The organism is Corynebacterium gottingense (assembly GCF_002285125.1).
In the GTDB taxonomy this organism is placed as follows: Bacteria; Actinomycetota; Actinomycetes; order Mycobacteriales; family Mycobacteriaceae; genus Corynebacterium; species Corynebacterium gottingense.
Map to the genome: position 1 here is coordinate 62,375 of NZ_NSGN01000005.1, position 16,729 is coordinate 79,103.

Annotated in this window: 10 protein-coding genes; 4 read left to right on the top strand and 6 right to left on the bottom strand. The window is 67.5% G+C overall.

Annotated features, from left to right (window positions below; all coding sequences use genetic code 11):
• The first annotated feature begins 6 nt into the window (after positions 1–6).
• From CKJ82_RS06280 to CKJ82_RS06295, 4 genes are read left to right on the top strand one after another with little or no spacing between them, the layout of a single operon-like run.
• Entirely contained in the window at positions 7–969 is a 963-nt protein-coding gene (locus CKJ82_RS06280; protein ID WP_095536011.1) for a cutinase family protein, read from the top strand.
• 29 nt (positions 970–998) lie between these two features.
• A complete protein-coding gene (locus CKJ82_RS06285; protein WP_095537461.1) occupies positions 999–2,858 on the top strand; it encodes a FadD32-like long-chain-fatty-acid--AMP ligase in 1,860 nt (619 codons plus the stop codon).
• A 34-nt stretch (positions 2,859–2,892) separates the two neighbouring features.
• Entirely contained in the window at positions 2,893–7,731 is a 4,839-nt protein-coding gene (pks13, locus tag CKJ82_RS06290; protein ID WP_095537462.1) for a polyketide synthase Pks13, read from the top strand.
• Entirely contained in the window at positions 7,715–9,256 is a 1,542-nt protein-coding gene (locus CKJ82_RS06295; RefSeq protein WP_095537463.1) for an acyl-CoA carboxylase subunit beta, read from the top strand. Before pks13 ends, CKJ82_RS06295 begins: the two co-directional genes overlap by 17 nt.
• 170 nt (positions 9,257–9,426) lie before the next feature.
• Here the strand turns inward: CKJ82_RS06295 and CKJ82_RS06300 are convergent, their stop codons facing one another.
• The 6 genes from CKJ82_RS06300 to CKJ82_RS06325 are packed head-to-tail and all read right to left on the bottom strand — an operon-like array spanning position 9,427 to position 16,727.
• Positions 9,427–9,780 (bottom strand): DUF3054 domain-containing protein, encoded by a 354-nt coding sequence (locus tag CKJ82_RS06300; RefSeq protein ID WP_240510711.1) that lies wholly within the window; start codon positions 9,778–9,780, stop codon positions 9,427–9,429.
• Between the two features lie 54 nt (positions 9,781–9,834).
• Positions 9,835–11,139, bottom strand: a complete 1,305-nt coding sequence (locus CKJ82_RS06305) for an SAM-dependent methyltransferase (protein ID WP_095537464.1) — start codon at positions 11,137–11,139, stop codon at positions 9,835–9,837.
• Between the two features lie 32 nt (positions 11,140–11,171).
• The gene (locus tag CKJ82_RS06310; RefSeq protein WP_095537465.1) at positions 11,172–12,656 is read right to left on the bottom strand and encodes an FAD-binding oxidoreductase; all 1,485 of its coding nucleotides are present in this window, start codon (positions 12,654–12,656) and stop codon (positions 11,172–11,174) included.
• A gap of 52 nt (positions 12,657–12,708) precedes the next feature.
• Positions 12,709–13,740 (bottom strand): lysylphosphatidylglycerol synthase transmembrane domain-containing protein, encoded by a 1,032-nt coding sequence (locus CKJ82_RS06315; protein ID WP_240510712.1) that lies wholly within the window; start codon positions 13,738–13,740, stop codon positions 12,709–12,711.
• Positions 13,724–16,042 (bottom strand): MMPL family transporter, encoded by a 2,319-nt coding sequence (locus tag CKJ82_RS06320; protein ID WP_095537466.1) that lies wholly within the window; start codon positions 16,040–16,042, stop codon positions 13,724–13,726. Before CKJ82_RS06320 ends, CKJ82_RS06315 begins: the two co-directional genes overlap by 17 nt.
• A 13-nt stretch (positions 16,043–16,055) precedes the next feature.
• Positions 16,056–16,727 carry an NYN domain-containing protein gene (locus tag CKJ82_RS06325; RefSeq protein ID WP_095275712.1) on the bottom strand — a complete coding sequence of 224 codons (672 nt, stop codon included), beginning with the start codon at positions 16,725–16,727 and terminating at the stop codon, positions 16,056–16,058.
• Positions 16,728–16,729 lie beyond the last annotated feature (2 nt).

The window sequence follows — 16,729 nt, forward strand, 5'->3', positions numbered from 1 at the left end:
CACTTCATGCGCAAAGGGCGCAACGTTTTTGTGGTTGCAGCCGTCCTGGTGGTCCTCGCAGTCATCGGGCTGGGGGTCTACCAGTGGCAGGCGTCGGACCAATCCGGTGATTCGGCGCTGTCCCCGGTGCCCGGCCAGGGCGAGACTGAGGGCGGGTCGCAGGACCCGGAGCAACCGGCCGAGCCGGACTGGTGCCCGGCCGTCGAGTTCGTCTCCGTGCCCGGCACCTGGGAGTCTTCGGCGGATGATGACCCGTTCAATCCGCAGGCCAACCCGCAGAGCTTCATGCTCTCCATCACGCAACCGCTCCAGCAGGAGTACGACATCAACCACGTCCGCGTGTTTACCGTGCCGTACACCGCGCAGTTCCGGAACATCCAGACTGAGCATGGCCGGCGCGAGATGACGTATGACGACTCCCGCGCCGAGGGCAAGGCGAAGCTCAACGGCGAGCTGAAGCACGTGGCGACGACATGCCCGAGCACCAAGTTCATCATCGCCGGGTTCAGCCAGGGCGCGGTGATCGTGGGCGACATTGCCAACGAGATTGGTACCGGGATGAACGCTGTGCCGCCGGAGCGCCTGCTTGGCGCGGTGATGATTGCGGACGGGCGCCGCGAGAACGGCGTGGGTGTGAACCCGGGCGCGCCGGTGACCGGCGTGGGCGCGGAGATCGCGCTGCAGCCGCTGCAGTTGGTGGCCGACGGCGTGACGCCGGGCGCGACCATGACGGGCGCGCGCCCCGGCGGGTTTGGCGAGGTTGCGGACCGCGCCTTCGAGATCTGCGCACCCGCGGACACCGTGTGCGATGCGCCCGCGCGCGTAGGCAATGCGCTGGAGCGTGCGCAGGAGTTAGTAATGGCAAGCGGAAACCACGCGATGTATGCGACAAACCCGGATGTGATTCCGGGAACGACCACACCACAGTGGACGCTGGATTGGGCGCGCACTACTATAGATGCTTTGTAGGTACTAACTAATTTTTGGAGGGCCCAGACATGGATCTCGACGCAATCATCGCACGCTTCCTCGACCAGGATGGAAACATCACGATCCCGCCGGGATTTACCATCCCCGCCATGACGGAGATGCTCTACGCCGCGGCCGAGCACGCCGGGCAGGCAGACGCCGTGAGCATCAGGTTCTGGGACTACTCCGATAGCGCCGAGGGCAACTCCGTTGTGTACACGCGCCGTGAAGTCAACACCCGCATCAAAGCGATCGCCGTGCGCCTGGCCCAGGTGGGCAAGCCCGGCGACCGCGTAGCCATCCTGGCGGCCAACTCGCCCGAGTACATCCTCGGCTTCATGGGCGCGATGTACGCGGGCCAGGTGCCCGTCCCGCTCTATGACCCGAACGAGCCCGGCCACGAGGGCCACCTGCGCGCCGTGCTGTATGACTCCGGTGCGAAGACGGTCCTGACCAATAAAAAGGGCGCCGCCGCGGTGCGCGCCTACTTTGCCGACCTGCCGTCGGCGCAGCGCCCGCGCATCATCGCCGTCGACGCGCTGCCGGACACCCTGGCCCAGGGCTGGGGCGAGCTGCGCGCAGCGGCAGAGGCGGCGGGTGCCGCCGGCGCGGACACCGCGAACCAGACCGCGTTCCTGCAGTACACCTCCGGCTCCACCCGCACCCCGGCGGGCGTGAAGCTGACCAACGAGTCCATTGTGTCCAACGTCATCCAGATCTACAGCGGCGTGGGCGTGCAGCAGCCGATGCGCCTGGTGTCCTGGTTGCCGCTGCACCACGACATGGGCATCGTGGTCACCACGCTGCTGATCATCCTGGGCAACGAGATGGAGATCTTTACGCCGCAGGACTTCGTCCAGCAGCCGAAGCGTTGGATGGATCGCCTCTCCCGCCGTGAGTCGGACCCGGAGGATATGCGCATCTACACTGTCGCACCGAACTTCGCGCTGGACATGGCCGCCCGCTACGCTGCGCCCAACGGGCCCGAGGCAGCCGAGGACTACGACTTCTCCCAGCTCGAGTGCATCATCATCGGCTCCGAGCCGGTGACCAAGCCGGGCGTCGACGCGTTCTTCACCGCGTTTGGCAAGTCGGGCCTGCGCCGCGAGGTCCTGCGCCCCTCCTACGGCCTGGCCGAGGCGACCCTCCTGGTGTCCACCCCGCAGGCCGGCAAGACGACCGAGCTGCCGCGCTTTACCTCCTTCGACCGCGAGCAGCTCGCGGCCGGCACCGCCGCCGAGGTGGCGGAAGGGCAGGGCGTCCAGTTCGCGTCCAACGGCCAGCCGGTCAACTGGATGCGCTTTGCCATCGTGGACCCAGCAACCAAGGACGAGGTCCCGGAAAATTCGGTGGGTGAGATCTGGGTCCACGGCCCGAACGTGGCCGGCGGCTACCTGGAGCGCAAGGAGGAGACCGCCGACACATTTGCCAACACCATCGGCACGACGCTCCAGGAGAGCCTGCCGAAGGACGGCTGGCTCAACACCGGCGACCTCGGCGTACTCGTGGACGGTGAGCTCTACATCACGGGCCGCGTGAAGGACCTGGTCGTCGTGGCGGGGCGCAACCACTACCCGCAGGACATCGAGGCCACCGTGATGGAGGCGTCCGAGCATGTGCGCAAGGACTCCGTCGCCGCCTTCTCCGTCCCGGGCGATGACGTGGAGCGCCTGGTCATCCTGGTCGAGCGCGGCAACACCGCCGACGCGTCCGGCGACGCCGCCGCGGAGGAAGCGATCCGCGCGGCTGTATCTTCGCACCACGGCGTGTCCCCGGATGTGGTGGAGTTCCGCGCGCCGAACGAGATCGCGCGGTCATCGTCGGGCAAGATCGCGCGCCGGGTGAACGCAAAGCAATTCCAGGAGCGCGCTAACGCGAACCCGCAGTAGGACGATAACCTTAGGTGTTATGAACTCACGCGCAATGACTGAGACTGAACTGATCCGCTGGCTGCAGGAATGGGTGGCCCAGACCGCCGAGGCCGCCGATGTTACTGGTGCCAATTCGGTCGATCCGGCCAAGTCGCTCGAGGCCTACGGGTTGTCGTCTCGTGATGCCGTGGTGCTCTCCGGCGAGCTCGAACGCACGCTCGGCCGCCGCGTCGACCCCACTATCGCCTACCAGCACCCGACCATCCTCTCCCTGGCCAAGGCGCTGACTGCGCCCGAGCAGCCCGAGCAGCCCGAGCCGAAGGGGGGCGTGAGTGAGGGGGCGAGTGGGCGTCGTGAAGCACTTGCCCCGGCGCAGCGCGACATTGCGATTGTGGGTTCGGCCGGCCGCTTCCCGGGCGCGAAGGATCAGGCGGCGTTTTGGCAATTGCTTGTCGACGGCACCGTGGCCACCGGCCCGCTGCCCGAAGGCAGGTGGAGCGAGTACACGGGCGACCCCTACCTGCGCACCAAGATGGCGGAGGAGTCCACGGACGGCGGCTACCTCGACGACATTGCGTCCTTTGACAACGAGTTCTTCGGCCTGTCCCCGCTCGAGGCCACCAATATGGACCCGCAGCAGCGCATCATGCTCGAGGTCGCGTGGGAGGCGCTGGAGGACGCGCACATCCCGGCCGACTCGCTGCGCGGCGCGCAGGTCGGCGTGTTCGTGGGCTCGTCGGCGAACGATTACGGCATGCTCATGGGCGCCGACCCGGCGCAGGCGCACCCGTACGCGCTGACGGGCTCGGCGAGCTCGATCATCCCGAACCGTATCTCCTACGCATTCGACTTCTGCGGCCCGTCCATGAACGTGGACACCGCCTGCTCGTCCTCGCTGGTCTCCGTGCACCACGCGGTGCGCGCGCTTCGCGACGGCGAGGCGGACGTGGCCCTGGCCGGCGGCGTGAACATCCTGGCCAACCCGTTCGCGTCCCTGATGTTCTCCGAGCTGGGCGTGATCAGCCCCACCGGGCGCATCCACGCCTTCTCCGACGACGCGGACGGCATCGTCCGCTCCGAGGCCGCCGGTTTCGTCGTGCTCAAGCGCGTGGAGGACGCGATGGCAGACGGCGACGAGATCCTCGGCGTGATCAAGGGCTCCGCCACGAACTCCGACGGCCACTCCAACGGCCTGACCGCCCCGAACCCGGACGCGCAGGTAGACGTGCTGCGCCGCGCATACGCCGACGCGGGCGTGGACCCGCACGAGGTGGACCTGGTCGAGGCCCACGGCACCGGCACCATCCTGGGCGACCCGATCGAGGCCACCGCGCTGGGCGAGGTGCTCGGCCGGGGCCGCGAGGCCACAGACCCGCTGCTGCTCGGCTCGGCGAAGTCGAGTGTGGGACACTCCGAGTCCGCCGCGGGCGTGGTGGCCATGATCAAGGTGATCGAGGCGCTCAAACACGACACCATCCCGGCGAGCGCGAACTTCACCGCGCCGAACCACTTCGTGGACTTTGACGCGGAGCGCATCGAGGTCGTGCAGGACCCGCGCGAGTGGCCCCGGTACTCCGGGCGCCGCGTCGCGGGCCTGTCCGGCTTCGGCTTCGGCGGCACCAACGCGCACGTGGTGGTCACCGACTTCGACTCCGCTGATTATGAGCCAGTGGACACCGCAGAGGCCGTGGACACCGAAAACACCGACGCCGCCGCCTTCGTCGCCGGCGCCGCCGAGCAGGTCGCGCTGCCGGTCTCCGGGCTGCTGCCTTCGCGCCGTAAAGAGGCCGCGGCCCAGCTCGCGGACTTCCTGGAGGGCCGCGCCGACGCGGACCTCGCGCCCATCGCCCGCTCGCTGGCCAAGCGCAACCACGGCCGCTCCGCCGCCGTCGTGCAGGCCGCGACCACCGAGGAGGCCGTGAAGCGCCTGCGTCAGGTGGCCGACGGCAAGATCGGCCCCGGCATCGTCGCCGCCGACGCGCCGGGCGCGGTCGGCCCCGTCTTCGTCTACTCGGGCTTCGGCTCGCAGCACCGCAAGATGGCCAAGCAGCTGCTCGACGCCTCCCCGCTCTTTGCGCAGCGCATGCGTGAGCTCGACGAGTACGTGCAGTTCGAGGGCGGCTGGTCCATGCTGGACATCATCACGGACGACGGCCAGACCTACGACACCGAGACCGGCCAGGTCACCATCACTGCGATCCAGATCGCGCAGACCGACCTGCTCGCCGCCATGGGCATCACCCCGGCGGCAACCATGGGCATGTCTATGGGCGAGATCGCCGCCGCCTACGCCGCGGGCGGCATCTCGGACAAGGACGCCATCCTCATTGCCACCCAGCGCGCCCGCCTCATGGGCGAGGGCGAAGCCATGATCGCCGGCACCGACCAGGAGGGCGCGATGGCGGTGGTGGAGCTGTCCCGCGACCAGCTCGCCGAGTTCATCCAGGCCCACCCGGAGGCCGCGGGCGTGGAGCCCGCCGTCTACGCCGGTCCGGGCATGACCACCGTCGGCGGCCCGGGCAAGGCCGTGGACTACATCGTGGACGCCCTGACCAAGGAAGAGAAGTTCGCCCGCAAGCTGAAGGTGCGCGGCGCGGGCCACACGAGCGCGCTCGACCCGATCCTGGGCGACCTGGCCGGCAGCATCGCCGGCATCGAGCCGCACCCGCTGACTGTGCCGCTGTTCACCTCCGTGGACCGCGGCGAGGTCTACCCGGCGGGCGCGGTCGTGCACGACATGGACTATTTCCTGCGCATGACGCGTCAGCCGGTCTACTTCCAGGACGCCACCGAGGCCGCCTTCGCCGCGGGCCACACCACCCTGGTGGAGGTCACCCCGAACCCGGTCGCGCTCATGGGCATGATGAACACCGCGTTCGCCGCGGGCAAGCCGGACGCGCAGCTGCTGTTTACCAACAAGCGCAAGGTGGACGAAGTCGGCGCGCTGCTGGATCTCGCCGCCAAGCTCTACGTCGGCGGCATGCCCGTGAAGTTCGCTGGCTTCTACAGCGAGGGCTCGCTTATCGACGCCCCCCGCACCGCCTTCCACACAAACTCCTACTGGACAGCCGCCCGCCCCTCGGCGGCGGGCGGGTCCCTGCTGGGCGCCAAGGTCCGCCTGCCCGGCGGGAAGGTCGCCTTTGCTACCCAGGCCGACCAGGTCTTTAGCCCCTACCAGCTCATTGAGGCCGCGGCGGCCGAGGTCCTCCCCGGTGGCCGCGTCGTGGCGAGCGAGGAGCACAGCTACCTGCCCGCCGACGGCGAGGTCACCACGGTGGTCCAGCCGAGCCTGGGTGGCGCGAGCGTGAAGGTATTCAACGAGGACACGCTGCTCGCGGAGGGGTTTGTCACCACGCTGTCGCTCGGCGGCGATGAGCAGCTCGCGGGCGTGGCGGAGATCGCCCCGACGGGTGACGCCGCCACCGCACCGAGCGCGAGCGAGGGTGCCGCAGACGCCGAAGGTGTCGAGGCCGTGCGCTGGGACCCCGCCTCCGGCGAGACGGTGGCGGACCGCCTGCGCGGCATCGTCTCCGAGTCCATGGGCTACGACCCGGAGGACCTGCCCGACGAGCTGCCGCTGATCGACCTCGGCCTGGACTCGCTGATGGGCATGCGCATCAAGAACCAGGTGGAAAACGACTTCCAGATCCCGCCGCTGCAGGTGCAGACGCTTCGCGACGCCTCCGTCTCCGACGTCATCCGCATCGTCGAAGAGGCCGTGGCCGGCCGCGAAAATTCCGCACAGGCGGAAACTCCGGCCGCGGCACCGGCGGAGCCCAGCACGCCTTCCGCACAGGCGGAATCCGCCGAACCGGCGCAGGGCGTCGGCGTCGCCCCGCGCGACGCCTCCGAGCGCATGGTGTTTGGCGCCTGGGCGAAGTACGCAGGGAAGGCCGCGGCTGGTGTGACGTCCCCGTTGGCGTCGATAAGCGAGGCCCAAGCGCACGACATTGCGACCCACCTCACCGAGCGCTCCGGCATCGAGGTCACCGCGCAGCAGGTACTCGAGGCGGAGACGCTGGAGCCGCTGGCGAACATTGTGCGCGAGGGGCTCGAGACCGAGGTTGAGGGCAACATTCGCGTCTTCCGCGACGGCTCCGACGAGGTCAACCCCGTCTTTGTGTTCCACCCGGCGGGTGGGTCCTCGAGCGTGTACGCCCCGCTGGCGCGCCGACTCGGCGACAACGTGCCGGTCTACGGCGTGGAGCGCCTCGAGGGCTCGCTTGAGGAGCGTGCCGCGGCGTACGTGAAGGACATCACCGAGCTGGCGAAGGGGCGCAAGGTCGTGCTCGCCGGCTGGTCCTTCGGCGGCGCGCTGGCCTACGAGGTCGCGCACCAGCTGGGCAATGAGAAGATCGACTTCATTGCGCTGCTCGACACCACGCAGCCCAGCGAGCCGATCCCGGACACGCCGGAGGAGACGAAGGCGCGCTGGGGCCGCTACGCCGCCTTTGCCAAGGAGACGTACGGCCTGGACTTCGAGGTGCCCTACGACCTCCTCGAGACCGCGGGCGAGGACGCGCTGCTGGAGATGCTCACGCAGTTCCTCGCTACGACCGACGCCTCCGAGCACGGCCTGGCCGCCGGGGTGCTTGAGCACCAGCGCGCCTCCTTTGTGGACAACCAGATCCTCAACCACCTGGACTTCACCCGTTGGGCCGACGTGACCGTGCCGGTGCTGCTGTTCCGCGCGGAGCGTATGCACGACGGCGCGATCCAGCTGGAGCCGAACTACGCGCACATTGACGAAGATGGTGGCTGGGGCGCTATCGTAAAGGACCTGACCATCGTGCACCTTCCCGGCGACCACCTCGCCGTGGTGGACGAGCCCGCGGTGGGGATCGTGGGCAAGCACATGAACGATTGGATTGAGCATGACAACCGCCGATAAGCTTGCAGACCTGCGCGCCCGGCTGGAAAAGGCCCAGGACCCGGGCTCGGAGCGTTCGCGGAAACGCCGCGACGACGCCGGCCGCACGACTCCGCGCCAGCGCATTGCCGCGTTGTTGGACGAAGACTCCTTCGTAGAGATCGGCGCGCTCGCGCGTACCCCGGGTGATGACAAGGCCGTCTACTCCGACGGCGTGGTCACGGGCTACGGGCGTATCGACGGCCGCCCGGTGGCGATCTACGCGCACGATAAGACCGTCTACGGCGGTTCTGTCGGCGTGACCTTTGGCCGCAAGGTGGTCGAGGTGATGGAATTTGCCATCAAGATCGGCTGCCCCGTCATCGGCATCCAGGATTCGGGTGGCGCCCGCATCCAGGACGCGGTGACGTCGCTGGCCATGTACTCCGAGATTGCGAAGCGCCAACTCCCGCTGTCGGGCCGCAGCCCGCAGATCTCCATCATGCTGGGCAAGTCCGCCGGTGGCGCCGTTTACGCGCCCGTGACCACCGACTTCGTGGTCGCCGTGGACGGCGAGTCCGAGATGTATGTGACCGGCCCGAACGTGATCCGCGAGGTCACCGGCGAGGACATTACCTCCGCAGAGCTGGGTGGCGCGCGTGTGCAGGAGCAGTCCGGCAACATCCAGGCGGTGGTGGCGTCCGAGGAGGAGGCCTTCGACTACGTTCGCGACCTGCTCGCGCACCTGCCTACCTCGACGTTCGACCCGGCCCCGGTCGTCGATGCACCGGAGGACGAGGAGCTCGACGACAGCGAGCTGGACTCTTTCATGCCCGACGACACGAACGCCGGTTACGACATGATGGACCTGCTGGTCCAGCTCGGCGACGACGAGGACCTGGTGGAGATCCAGGCCAACTACGCGGAGAACCTCATCTGTGCCTTCGGGCGTATCGACGGCCGCGCTGTCGGTTTTGTGGCCAACAATCCCATGTACCAGGCTGGCTGCATCGACGCCGATGCTGCCGACAAGGGCGCGCGCTTCATCCGCACCTGCGACGCCTACAACATCCCCATCATCTACGTGGTGGACACCCCGGGCTACCTGCCGGGCGTGCAGCAGGAGCGCGAGGGCCTGATCCACCGCGGCGCGAAGTTCGCCTTCGCGGGCGTGGAGGCGACCGTGCCCAAGGTGGCGCTGATCGTGCGTAAGGCCTACGGCGGCGCTTACGCGGTCATGGGCTCGAAGAACCTGTGCGGCGACATCAACCTGGCGTGGCCCACCGCCCAGATCGCCGTGATGGGTTCCTCTGCTGCCGTGGTGATGATCCAGGGCAAGCAGCTCGCCGCCATTGAGGACCCCGCGCAGCGCGAGGCGATGAAGAAGATGTTCATGGACTTCTACGACGAAAACATGACCTCGCCCTACGTCGCCGCGGAGCGCGGGTACATTGACCAGATGATCGAGCCGAGCGAAACGCGCATTGCTTTACGACGAGCCCTGCGCCAGCTCTCCACCAAGCGGGAGTCCGATCTGCCGAAGAAGCACACGATCAGCCCGCTGTAACGAAATGGTTACGGTGCCGATAGGCTAACCGTACGATCTCCTCACCAGAAAGGTATAGCTTCGATGCTCTCTTCCACCCTCGACCTCGCCGGCGACCTGATCAGCATGCTCGTCTGGTTTGTCAACGGCATCCAGACCGGCGACCCGATGTACAACTTTGGCTCGAGCTTCTAAGCCTTCTTTGCCACCAGCTTGGCCACCCCGCGCCAGCCGAGCATGAGCAGCGCGGACATCACGGTGGCCACGATGATGAAGGACCAGTGGGGGATGGACTGGTTGCGGATCCCCCAAATCACCAGGCCCGTGATCACGGTGACCGGCCAGATGATGCCGCCCTTGTTATCGCGGGCGATGAGCCAGCCGAGGGTCACGCCCAGGGCGAATGGCCACAGGGTGGACAGCCAGCCCGTGAAGTTAAACGGCATCTCCTCGGTCTGGTGCGCGGCGCGCGCGAGCAGTGCAAATACCGCGATAGCGACGTAGTCGGCGGCGATAGCGTACGGCTTCGAAATCGTTTTCTTCATGCCGCCATGCTAGCGCCTCGCGGTACTGAAAACACCGCGCCTTGCACGCCGCGCCTAGAATACCGAGTCGTTCCACCAACGGCGCTCGGGCGTGCCGGCGCGGGAGCCTTCGCTATCCAGCTTGATGCCCATCACCTGGTGCAGCTCCACGATGTCGTGCTCGAAGCCCCACTCGGAGCCCGCCATGTACATGCCCCAGAGCTTGGCCGTGTTCAGCCCGACGAGCTCGACCGCCTCGTCCCAGTGTTCCTTAAGGTTTTCGCACCAATCGCGCAGCGTGCGCATGTAGTCGAAGCGGAGGTTCTCCTCGTGGACAACCTCGAACCCGTGGTCCTGCATCTTGCGCACGATAGTGCCGGAGCCGGTGAGCTCGCCGTCCGGGAAGATGTAGCGGCCGATGAAATCGTCCTTGTTCGTCTTGTGGTTGTCCGGGAACGTGATGCAGTGGTTGACCATCACGCCGCCCGGGCGCAGCTTGCTGGAGAGGAAGTCGAAGTAGGAGGCGTAGTTCTGTACCCCGATGTGCTCCATGAGCCCGATGGAGGAGACCGCGTCAAAGCCGGACTCGGAGACGTCGCGGTAGTCCAGGTGGCGCACCTCCGCGAGGTGCTCGAGCCCCTCCTCCTTGATCTTCGCCTGTGCCCATTCGGCCTGTTCCTTGGACAGGGTGACGCCGAGTGACTTCACGCCGCGCTTGGCGGCGTAGCGCACCATCGTGCCCCAGCCGCAGCCGATGTCCAGGTGGCGGTCGCCCGGCTTGAGGTGGAGCTTTTCAAAGACGAGGCGGAACTTGTTTTCCTGGGCCTCGTCCAGACTGGCGTCCTCGGTGGGGTAGTAGGCGCAGGTGTAGGCCATGGACTCGCCGAGGAACAGCTCGTAGAAGTCGTTGCCCACGTCGTAGTGGGAGGAGATGACCTCCGCGTCGCGCTCCTTGGAGTGGGGCGCGAGGCCCTCGCGAACGGTGCGCTCAAGCCAGGAGGCCTGCTCCGCCTCCGGCACGGGCTGGATCTGGAACGCACCCATGCCGCGCAAGGAGCGCACGATGCGCCAGAGTTCCTTTGGGGTCGGGCGCTTGTAATGGGCGTAGAGGTTGCGCAGCTTATCAAACACCGCGTACGGGTGTGCTAGGTGCTCGCCCTCGACCCCGAGTCCGCCGGTGACCCAGGCGCGCGCCAGGCCGACGTCGCCAGGTGCGGTGGCGATGTAGGACAGCCCCTCCGGGCTGTTCACGCGCACCGTGTGCTCCGCGCCCACCGGCCCTGTGGAGGACCCGTCGAACGCTTCCCAGCGGAACGGGTTGTACGTGGGGAACAGGGTATCCACGATGTCGGCCACGGTCATTGGTACGAACTTGCTCATGTGCTTTCTTCTCCTGTGCGCTGCGGTGTGCGCTATGCGTTGTTGACAGTTTTTTCAAACAGGCCCGGGAAGCGTCGGTCCGGGTCGTACGTGGCCTTCATCCGCTCTGGCAGGTCGCCGCCGTAGAGGCGTTCGAACTCGGGCCGGTCGTAGAAGGCCTCGGAGTAGAGCGACTTGTGGCCGCCCAGCTCGCTTACTTTGCGCTCGATCACCTTGTTAAAGGCGCCCGGCTCCTGGGCGGGCGAGACGTGGTCGGCGGGCACACCCGACCAGAACCCGACGTTGACCCAGGTTGTGCCCGGTTCGAGCGGGTAGAGCGGCCACGGGGCGTGCTCAGGCAGACCAAGCTGTGAGAGCGCAGCCGAGTCGCTGCGCAACCTGATGGGGCAGAGCCAGACGGGCTCGATCTCGCTGGCTTGGAAGAACCAGTCGAGGAACTCGGCGACGTGTGCGTCGGTGACCTCGATGTCTTGCACGACGCGCTCGGTGCGCGGCAGGTTCTTGGGCTTTTTGAGGAAGCGGTATTCCAGATCGTACTTTTTGTCCAGCCCGACCAACTTCCAGTAGAAGGCGCTGCGTCGCAGCTCGCGGGGCCAGAATCGGCGCACCTTCGGCCGCTGCGTGCCAAAGGCGCGCGAGCACCAGAACCAGTCGGTGTCCCAGCGCCAGATGTAGTCGCGGATCGTGAGGAAGTCGTGCGTGATGCCCTCGGGGTGCTGTAGGGAGCGGTAAAAGATCGCGTCGCGCGTGTAGTCGGAGGTGCCCGGGGCGTCGTCGGCCTGGAAGGCGAGCACCAGGTACTGCTCTTCCGGGGAGAAGGCTACGCCGTCAAGCCCGTGCACCGTGCGGCCGTCCCACGATCCGGAGGCGGAGACGGCGCTGAGCGCTTCCTGGAAGTCACGCAGGGAGTGGAAGCGTGCGTGCTGCAGCTCCACGTACGGCGCGACGTACTCCAGCTCGATCTTCAGGCGCACCGCGTAGCCGAGGGAGCCGTACGAGTTGGGGAAGGCGCGGAAGAGGTCCACGTTCTCCTCGCGTGAGCAGCGCACAATGTCGCCAGTGCCGGTGAGCACGTCCATCTCGATGACAGACTCGTGTGGCAGGCCGTTGCGGAAGCTGGTGGACTCCACACCCATGCCGGAGACGGCGCCGCCGAGTGTGATGGTCTTCAGCTGGGGGATGACCAGGGGTGCGAGGTGGAAGGGCAGGGTGGCGTCGACAAGCTGCTCGTACGTGCACATCCCCTGGACATCCGCGGTTTTAGCAACCGGGTCGATGGCAATGACCCCGCCGAGGCCGCTGACATCGAGGCCAGCGCCGGGCTCGACGCGCTTGCGAAACAAATTCGACGTGCGCTTGGCCAGGCGGACGCGCTCGCCCGCGGGGACCTGCCGGAAGCTCGCCAGCAGGGTCTCCACGCCCTGGCTGTGCGCATGCCAGCCCACTGGAGTGACTCGTTCTCCGTCGACGCTGCGCACGCCAGCGAGGGACCTTGCGAGACCATCAGATACGCTCATGTGTTGCACGATAGACCTGTCGTCTGGACTTTGCGCGGCGGGGGGAGCGCGCCTAGTCGCGCGGCGCTCCGAGCATGTAGCCACGACCGGCGTAGCAGGCGAGGTGGACGACCCATCCGATCGCGGTGATGAGTGCGAAGGAGATGATGCGGTAGATGAGGGTGGCGGCGGTGGCGTCGACAAGCGTCATGCCCGCAGCGACGAGTGAGGCGGCAGCGGCGGCCTCGACGGTGCCGACCCCTCCCGGGGTGACTTGGGCGGCGCCGGCGAGCTTGGTCATGATGAATGCGAGCGTGACCCCCATGAGGCTCGCCCGGTTGAGCTCCGCGTGGAGTCCGGGCGCGTCGCCGACGACGGACCAGACGCAGAAGTAGAAAACCACGACGTCTAAGAGCCGGTTGCACAGGGAGAAGAACGCGGAGGAGAAGAACTGGCCGGCGGTCATGCGGATCTGGGAGACCTGCGTGATCACGTCGGCGACCTTGCCGCGCACGGAGCCGGGGAGGAAGCGGGTCCAGCGGGTCAGCAGTGCCGGGTGGCGGGTGGCCCAGAACATGGCGACGATGACGAGGACGGTGAGCACGATCGACGTGCACAAGGTAGCCGCGGACAGGTCGGCGCCGAGGAAGAGGACGGCGGCGAGCCCGATCAGCGCCATCCACACCGTGGAAAGCGCGCCGGAGATAACGAAGAACCAGCCGCACAGGCCGGGGGACGCGCCCCAGGAGCGTTGGACGCGGTAGGTCAACCACGCGGAGAGCGCGGGGCCGCCGGGCAGGGTGGTGGACCAGGCGTTGGAGCCGAGTGTGAGCGCCGTGGTGCGCGCCATGTCCGTGCGCTTGGCGTCGACGTTGAGCAGGATCTTCATCACCGCGGCCATGGCGACAATCGCGCCAAACGCGGCGACGACGGCACCGGCGATCGGGCCGGGCGCATGAGCGACGGCGCGGCGCAGGGCCCGCCACGAGTCCGCGAGGAAGTCGAGCTCCTCCCAGAACGCGGCGACGAGGAGTGCGAGCAAGACGACGGGCGCAAGCCAGCGCACCCACCGCATCACCTGCGCGCGGCTACCGTTCGAGCTCACGCTTTTGGGTGTACTCGAGGGCCTTGCGCTCCTCCAGCTGGCGCATGAGCTCGCGGAACGGGACGAGTTCGTGGTTCTCTTCCACCGAGACGCCGGCGCGGCCCGGGTGGGTTTCCGGGTCGTCGGCGGGCTGCGCGGGTGCGGCAGGCGCGGGCTGGCTGCCCGCGGTGCCCGCGCTGCTCTCGCCGCCTTCACCGAGGGAGGCGTAGGCGCGCTTGACCCAGCGGGGCGCCCACCAGTTGTCCTCGCGCAGCAGGTGCATCACCGCGGGGACGAGCAGGAGGCGGATGATCGTGGCGTCGAGCGCCAACGAGAAGATCATGCCGAAGGCGATGTACTTCATCATCACGATGTCGCTCATGGCGAAGGCGGCCGCGACCACGATCATGATGGCGGCGGCAGCGGTGATGATGCCGCCGGTGTGTGCCGTGCCCTCCTTGATCGCTTGGTCGGTGGACGCGCCGTTGTGGCGGGACTCCACCATGCGCGAGACCAGGAAGACCTCGTAGTCCGTGGAGAGTCCGTAGAGGATGGCCACGATGAGCACGAGCACCGGGCTCATCAGCGGGCCCGCGGTGAAGTTGAGCAGGCCGGAGCCGACACCGCCCACGAACACCGCGGTAAGGAACCCGAGCGTTGCGCCGATACCCAGCACGTTCATGATCACGGCCTTGGCCGGCAGGATGAGCGAGCCGAAGAGGAGCGCCATGAGCAGGAAGGTCGCGGCGACCATGTACAGCGCCATCCACGGCAGGCGGTGGAGGAGCGCCTCGATGGACTCGACCTCCATCGCCGGTGTGCCGGAGACGTACGTCTGCACGCCCTCCGGGACGTCCAGGCCACGCAGCTGGTCCACGACCTCCTGGCCGCCGTTGCGGTCTGCCAGCGGGGCGGAGAGGATCGTGGTGCCGTCCTGGGTGGGGTGCGAGGGCTTCAGCGGCGACGCCAGGCCGGAGACCTGGCGCGTCTGCATGACAATGTTGCCCAGCTGCTCGTTCGACGCCCCGGTCACCACCAGCTTCACCGGATCCGTGCGGAAGGCGGGAAACGCCTCGTTGAAGGCGTCCTGCGACTGGCGGGTCTCCTGCGGCGGTGGCAGGTAGGACTCGTTGATGCCGCCGAAGGTGATGCCCACCATCGGGGTGGTGATGAGGAACAACAGGGCGGTGATGCCCACGACCACCTTCTTGGAGTTGCGCATGGCCCACGCCGGGATGCGGTACCAAACCGTATCCTCCAAACGACGGGCCTTGCGGCTGGTGCGGCGCACCGACCACATGTCGATGCGTGTGCCCAGCATGCTGAACAAGGCCGGCAGCACCGCCACGGAGATCACCGCGGCGAGCACGACCGCGCTGATCGCGCCGTATGCCACGGACTTGAGGAACGCCTGCGGGAACATGAGCAGGCCGGACAGCGCCACGCCCACCATGAGCGCGGAGAAGAAGACCGTCTTGCCCGCCGTCGTGGTGGTCACCGCCACCGCTTCTTCCACGTCCAGGCCGCGGTCGAGCTCCTCGCGGAAGCGGGAGACCATGAACAGGCCGTAGTCAATGGCCAGGCCCAGGCCCAGCAGCGTGATCACGGACTGGGAGAAGATGTTGACCTGCTGGAACTGCGCCAGGACGGACAGCAGCGACAGGGAACCAAGGATGGACAGGATGCCCACGATCAGCGGCATCGCCGCGGCGACCACGCCGCCGAAGACGAAGAGCAGGATGACGGCCACAAAGATGAGGCCGACCTTCTCAGCACGGGCGATGTCGTTGGCCATGCCGTCATCCAGTGCGTCGGCCACGGCGGTTGCGCCCGCGATCTGCACGGTCGCGTCGCTGGGCAGCTCGATGGCGCGCAGGTCCGGCTCGATCGCGCGGAAGTCCTTGAGCGTCTGCTCCCCATCACCTTTCAGCCCGATTGCGGCGAACGCTTGGGTGCCGTCCGCGGTCACCTGCTGCTGGTTCGGCTTGGCAAAGTAGCTGGTGACGTGGTCGATCTGCTCCGGGTGATTGTCCTGGAGGGCAGAGATTTGGGAATTCGCGGCGTCGATAAGCGCCTTGTCCTGCACACCACCGGGGGCCGAGACGAGCACGATGACATCGCCGGCGTTGTCGCGGCCGAACGTGTCCTGCTCGATCTGTGCGGCGGCCGTGGATTCGGCGCCGGGGTCTTCCCAGCCCTCCTGCGAGAGGCGGTCGCCCAGCTTGGCGCCGAAGAGGACCTGCATCACCAGGATGATGGCAATGACCACCAGCGGGATGACCCGGCGGTGGCGGAAGGCGACGCGGCCCCACCTGTAAAACACGAGGGAGGCCTCCTTAGTCGCGGTTGTGCAGCAGCGCCGACAGCGGGCGGAACGGCTGCATCCAGGCGCCGCCGTCCGGCAGGTGGTCCAGGTTGACGCGCGGCAGCGGCTCGCGGAACACACCCGGAATGTCTTCCAGGTCCACAAAGTCCACCGCGTCGGAGTTCACGGCCCACGAGGCATGCTCATGGAAGCCGAGCACCTGCACCGGGATGCCCTCGGCGGCGAGCTCCTCGATGCGCTCCTGGAAGTTCTGCCCGTCCGCGGAGGCGACCACGAGGCCGCGCAGGACGCCCTCTTCGTAGCGGCGCTCGATGTGGTCCAGCATGTCCTGGTCCACGTCCGAATCCTCGTCCACCTTCGGCTTGGCAAAGACAGCGAAGCCGACGTTGCGCAGCGCCTCCACCCAAGGGCGCACCGCCTCGGTGTTGCCGGGGGAGACGTTAGTAAACACGGTGGCCTCGGGCTCGACCTGCGTGCCCGTCTCCGCGGAGCGCTCGTCCGCCTCGCCGACCAGCCAGCGGCCGATCGCGTCGAAGCGGGGGCGGTAGGCGGCGGTGGGGCGGCTACCCAGGATGGCGCCGAGCCCCATGTCCAGGTTCGGCGCGTCCCACACCAGCAGGTAGGACTCCGGCCCGGCCGGTGCGCCCTCGGTGTACGGGTGCGTCTTGTCCTGCAGAACCATTG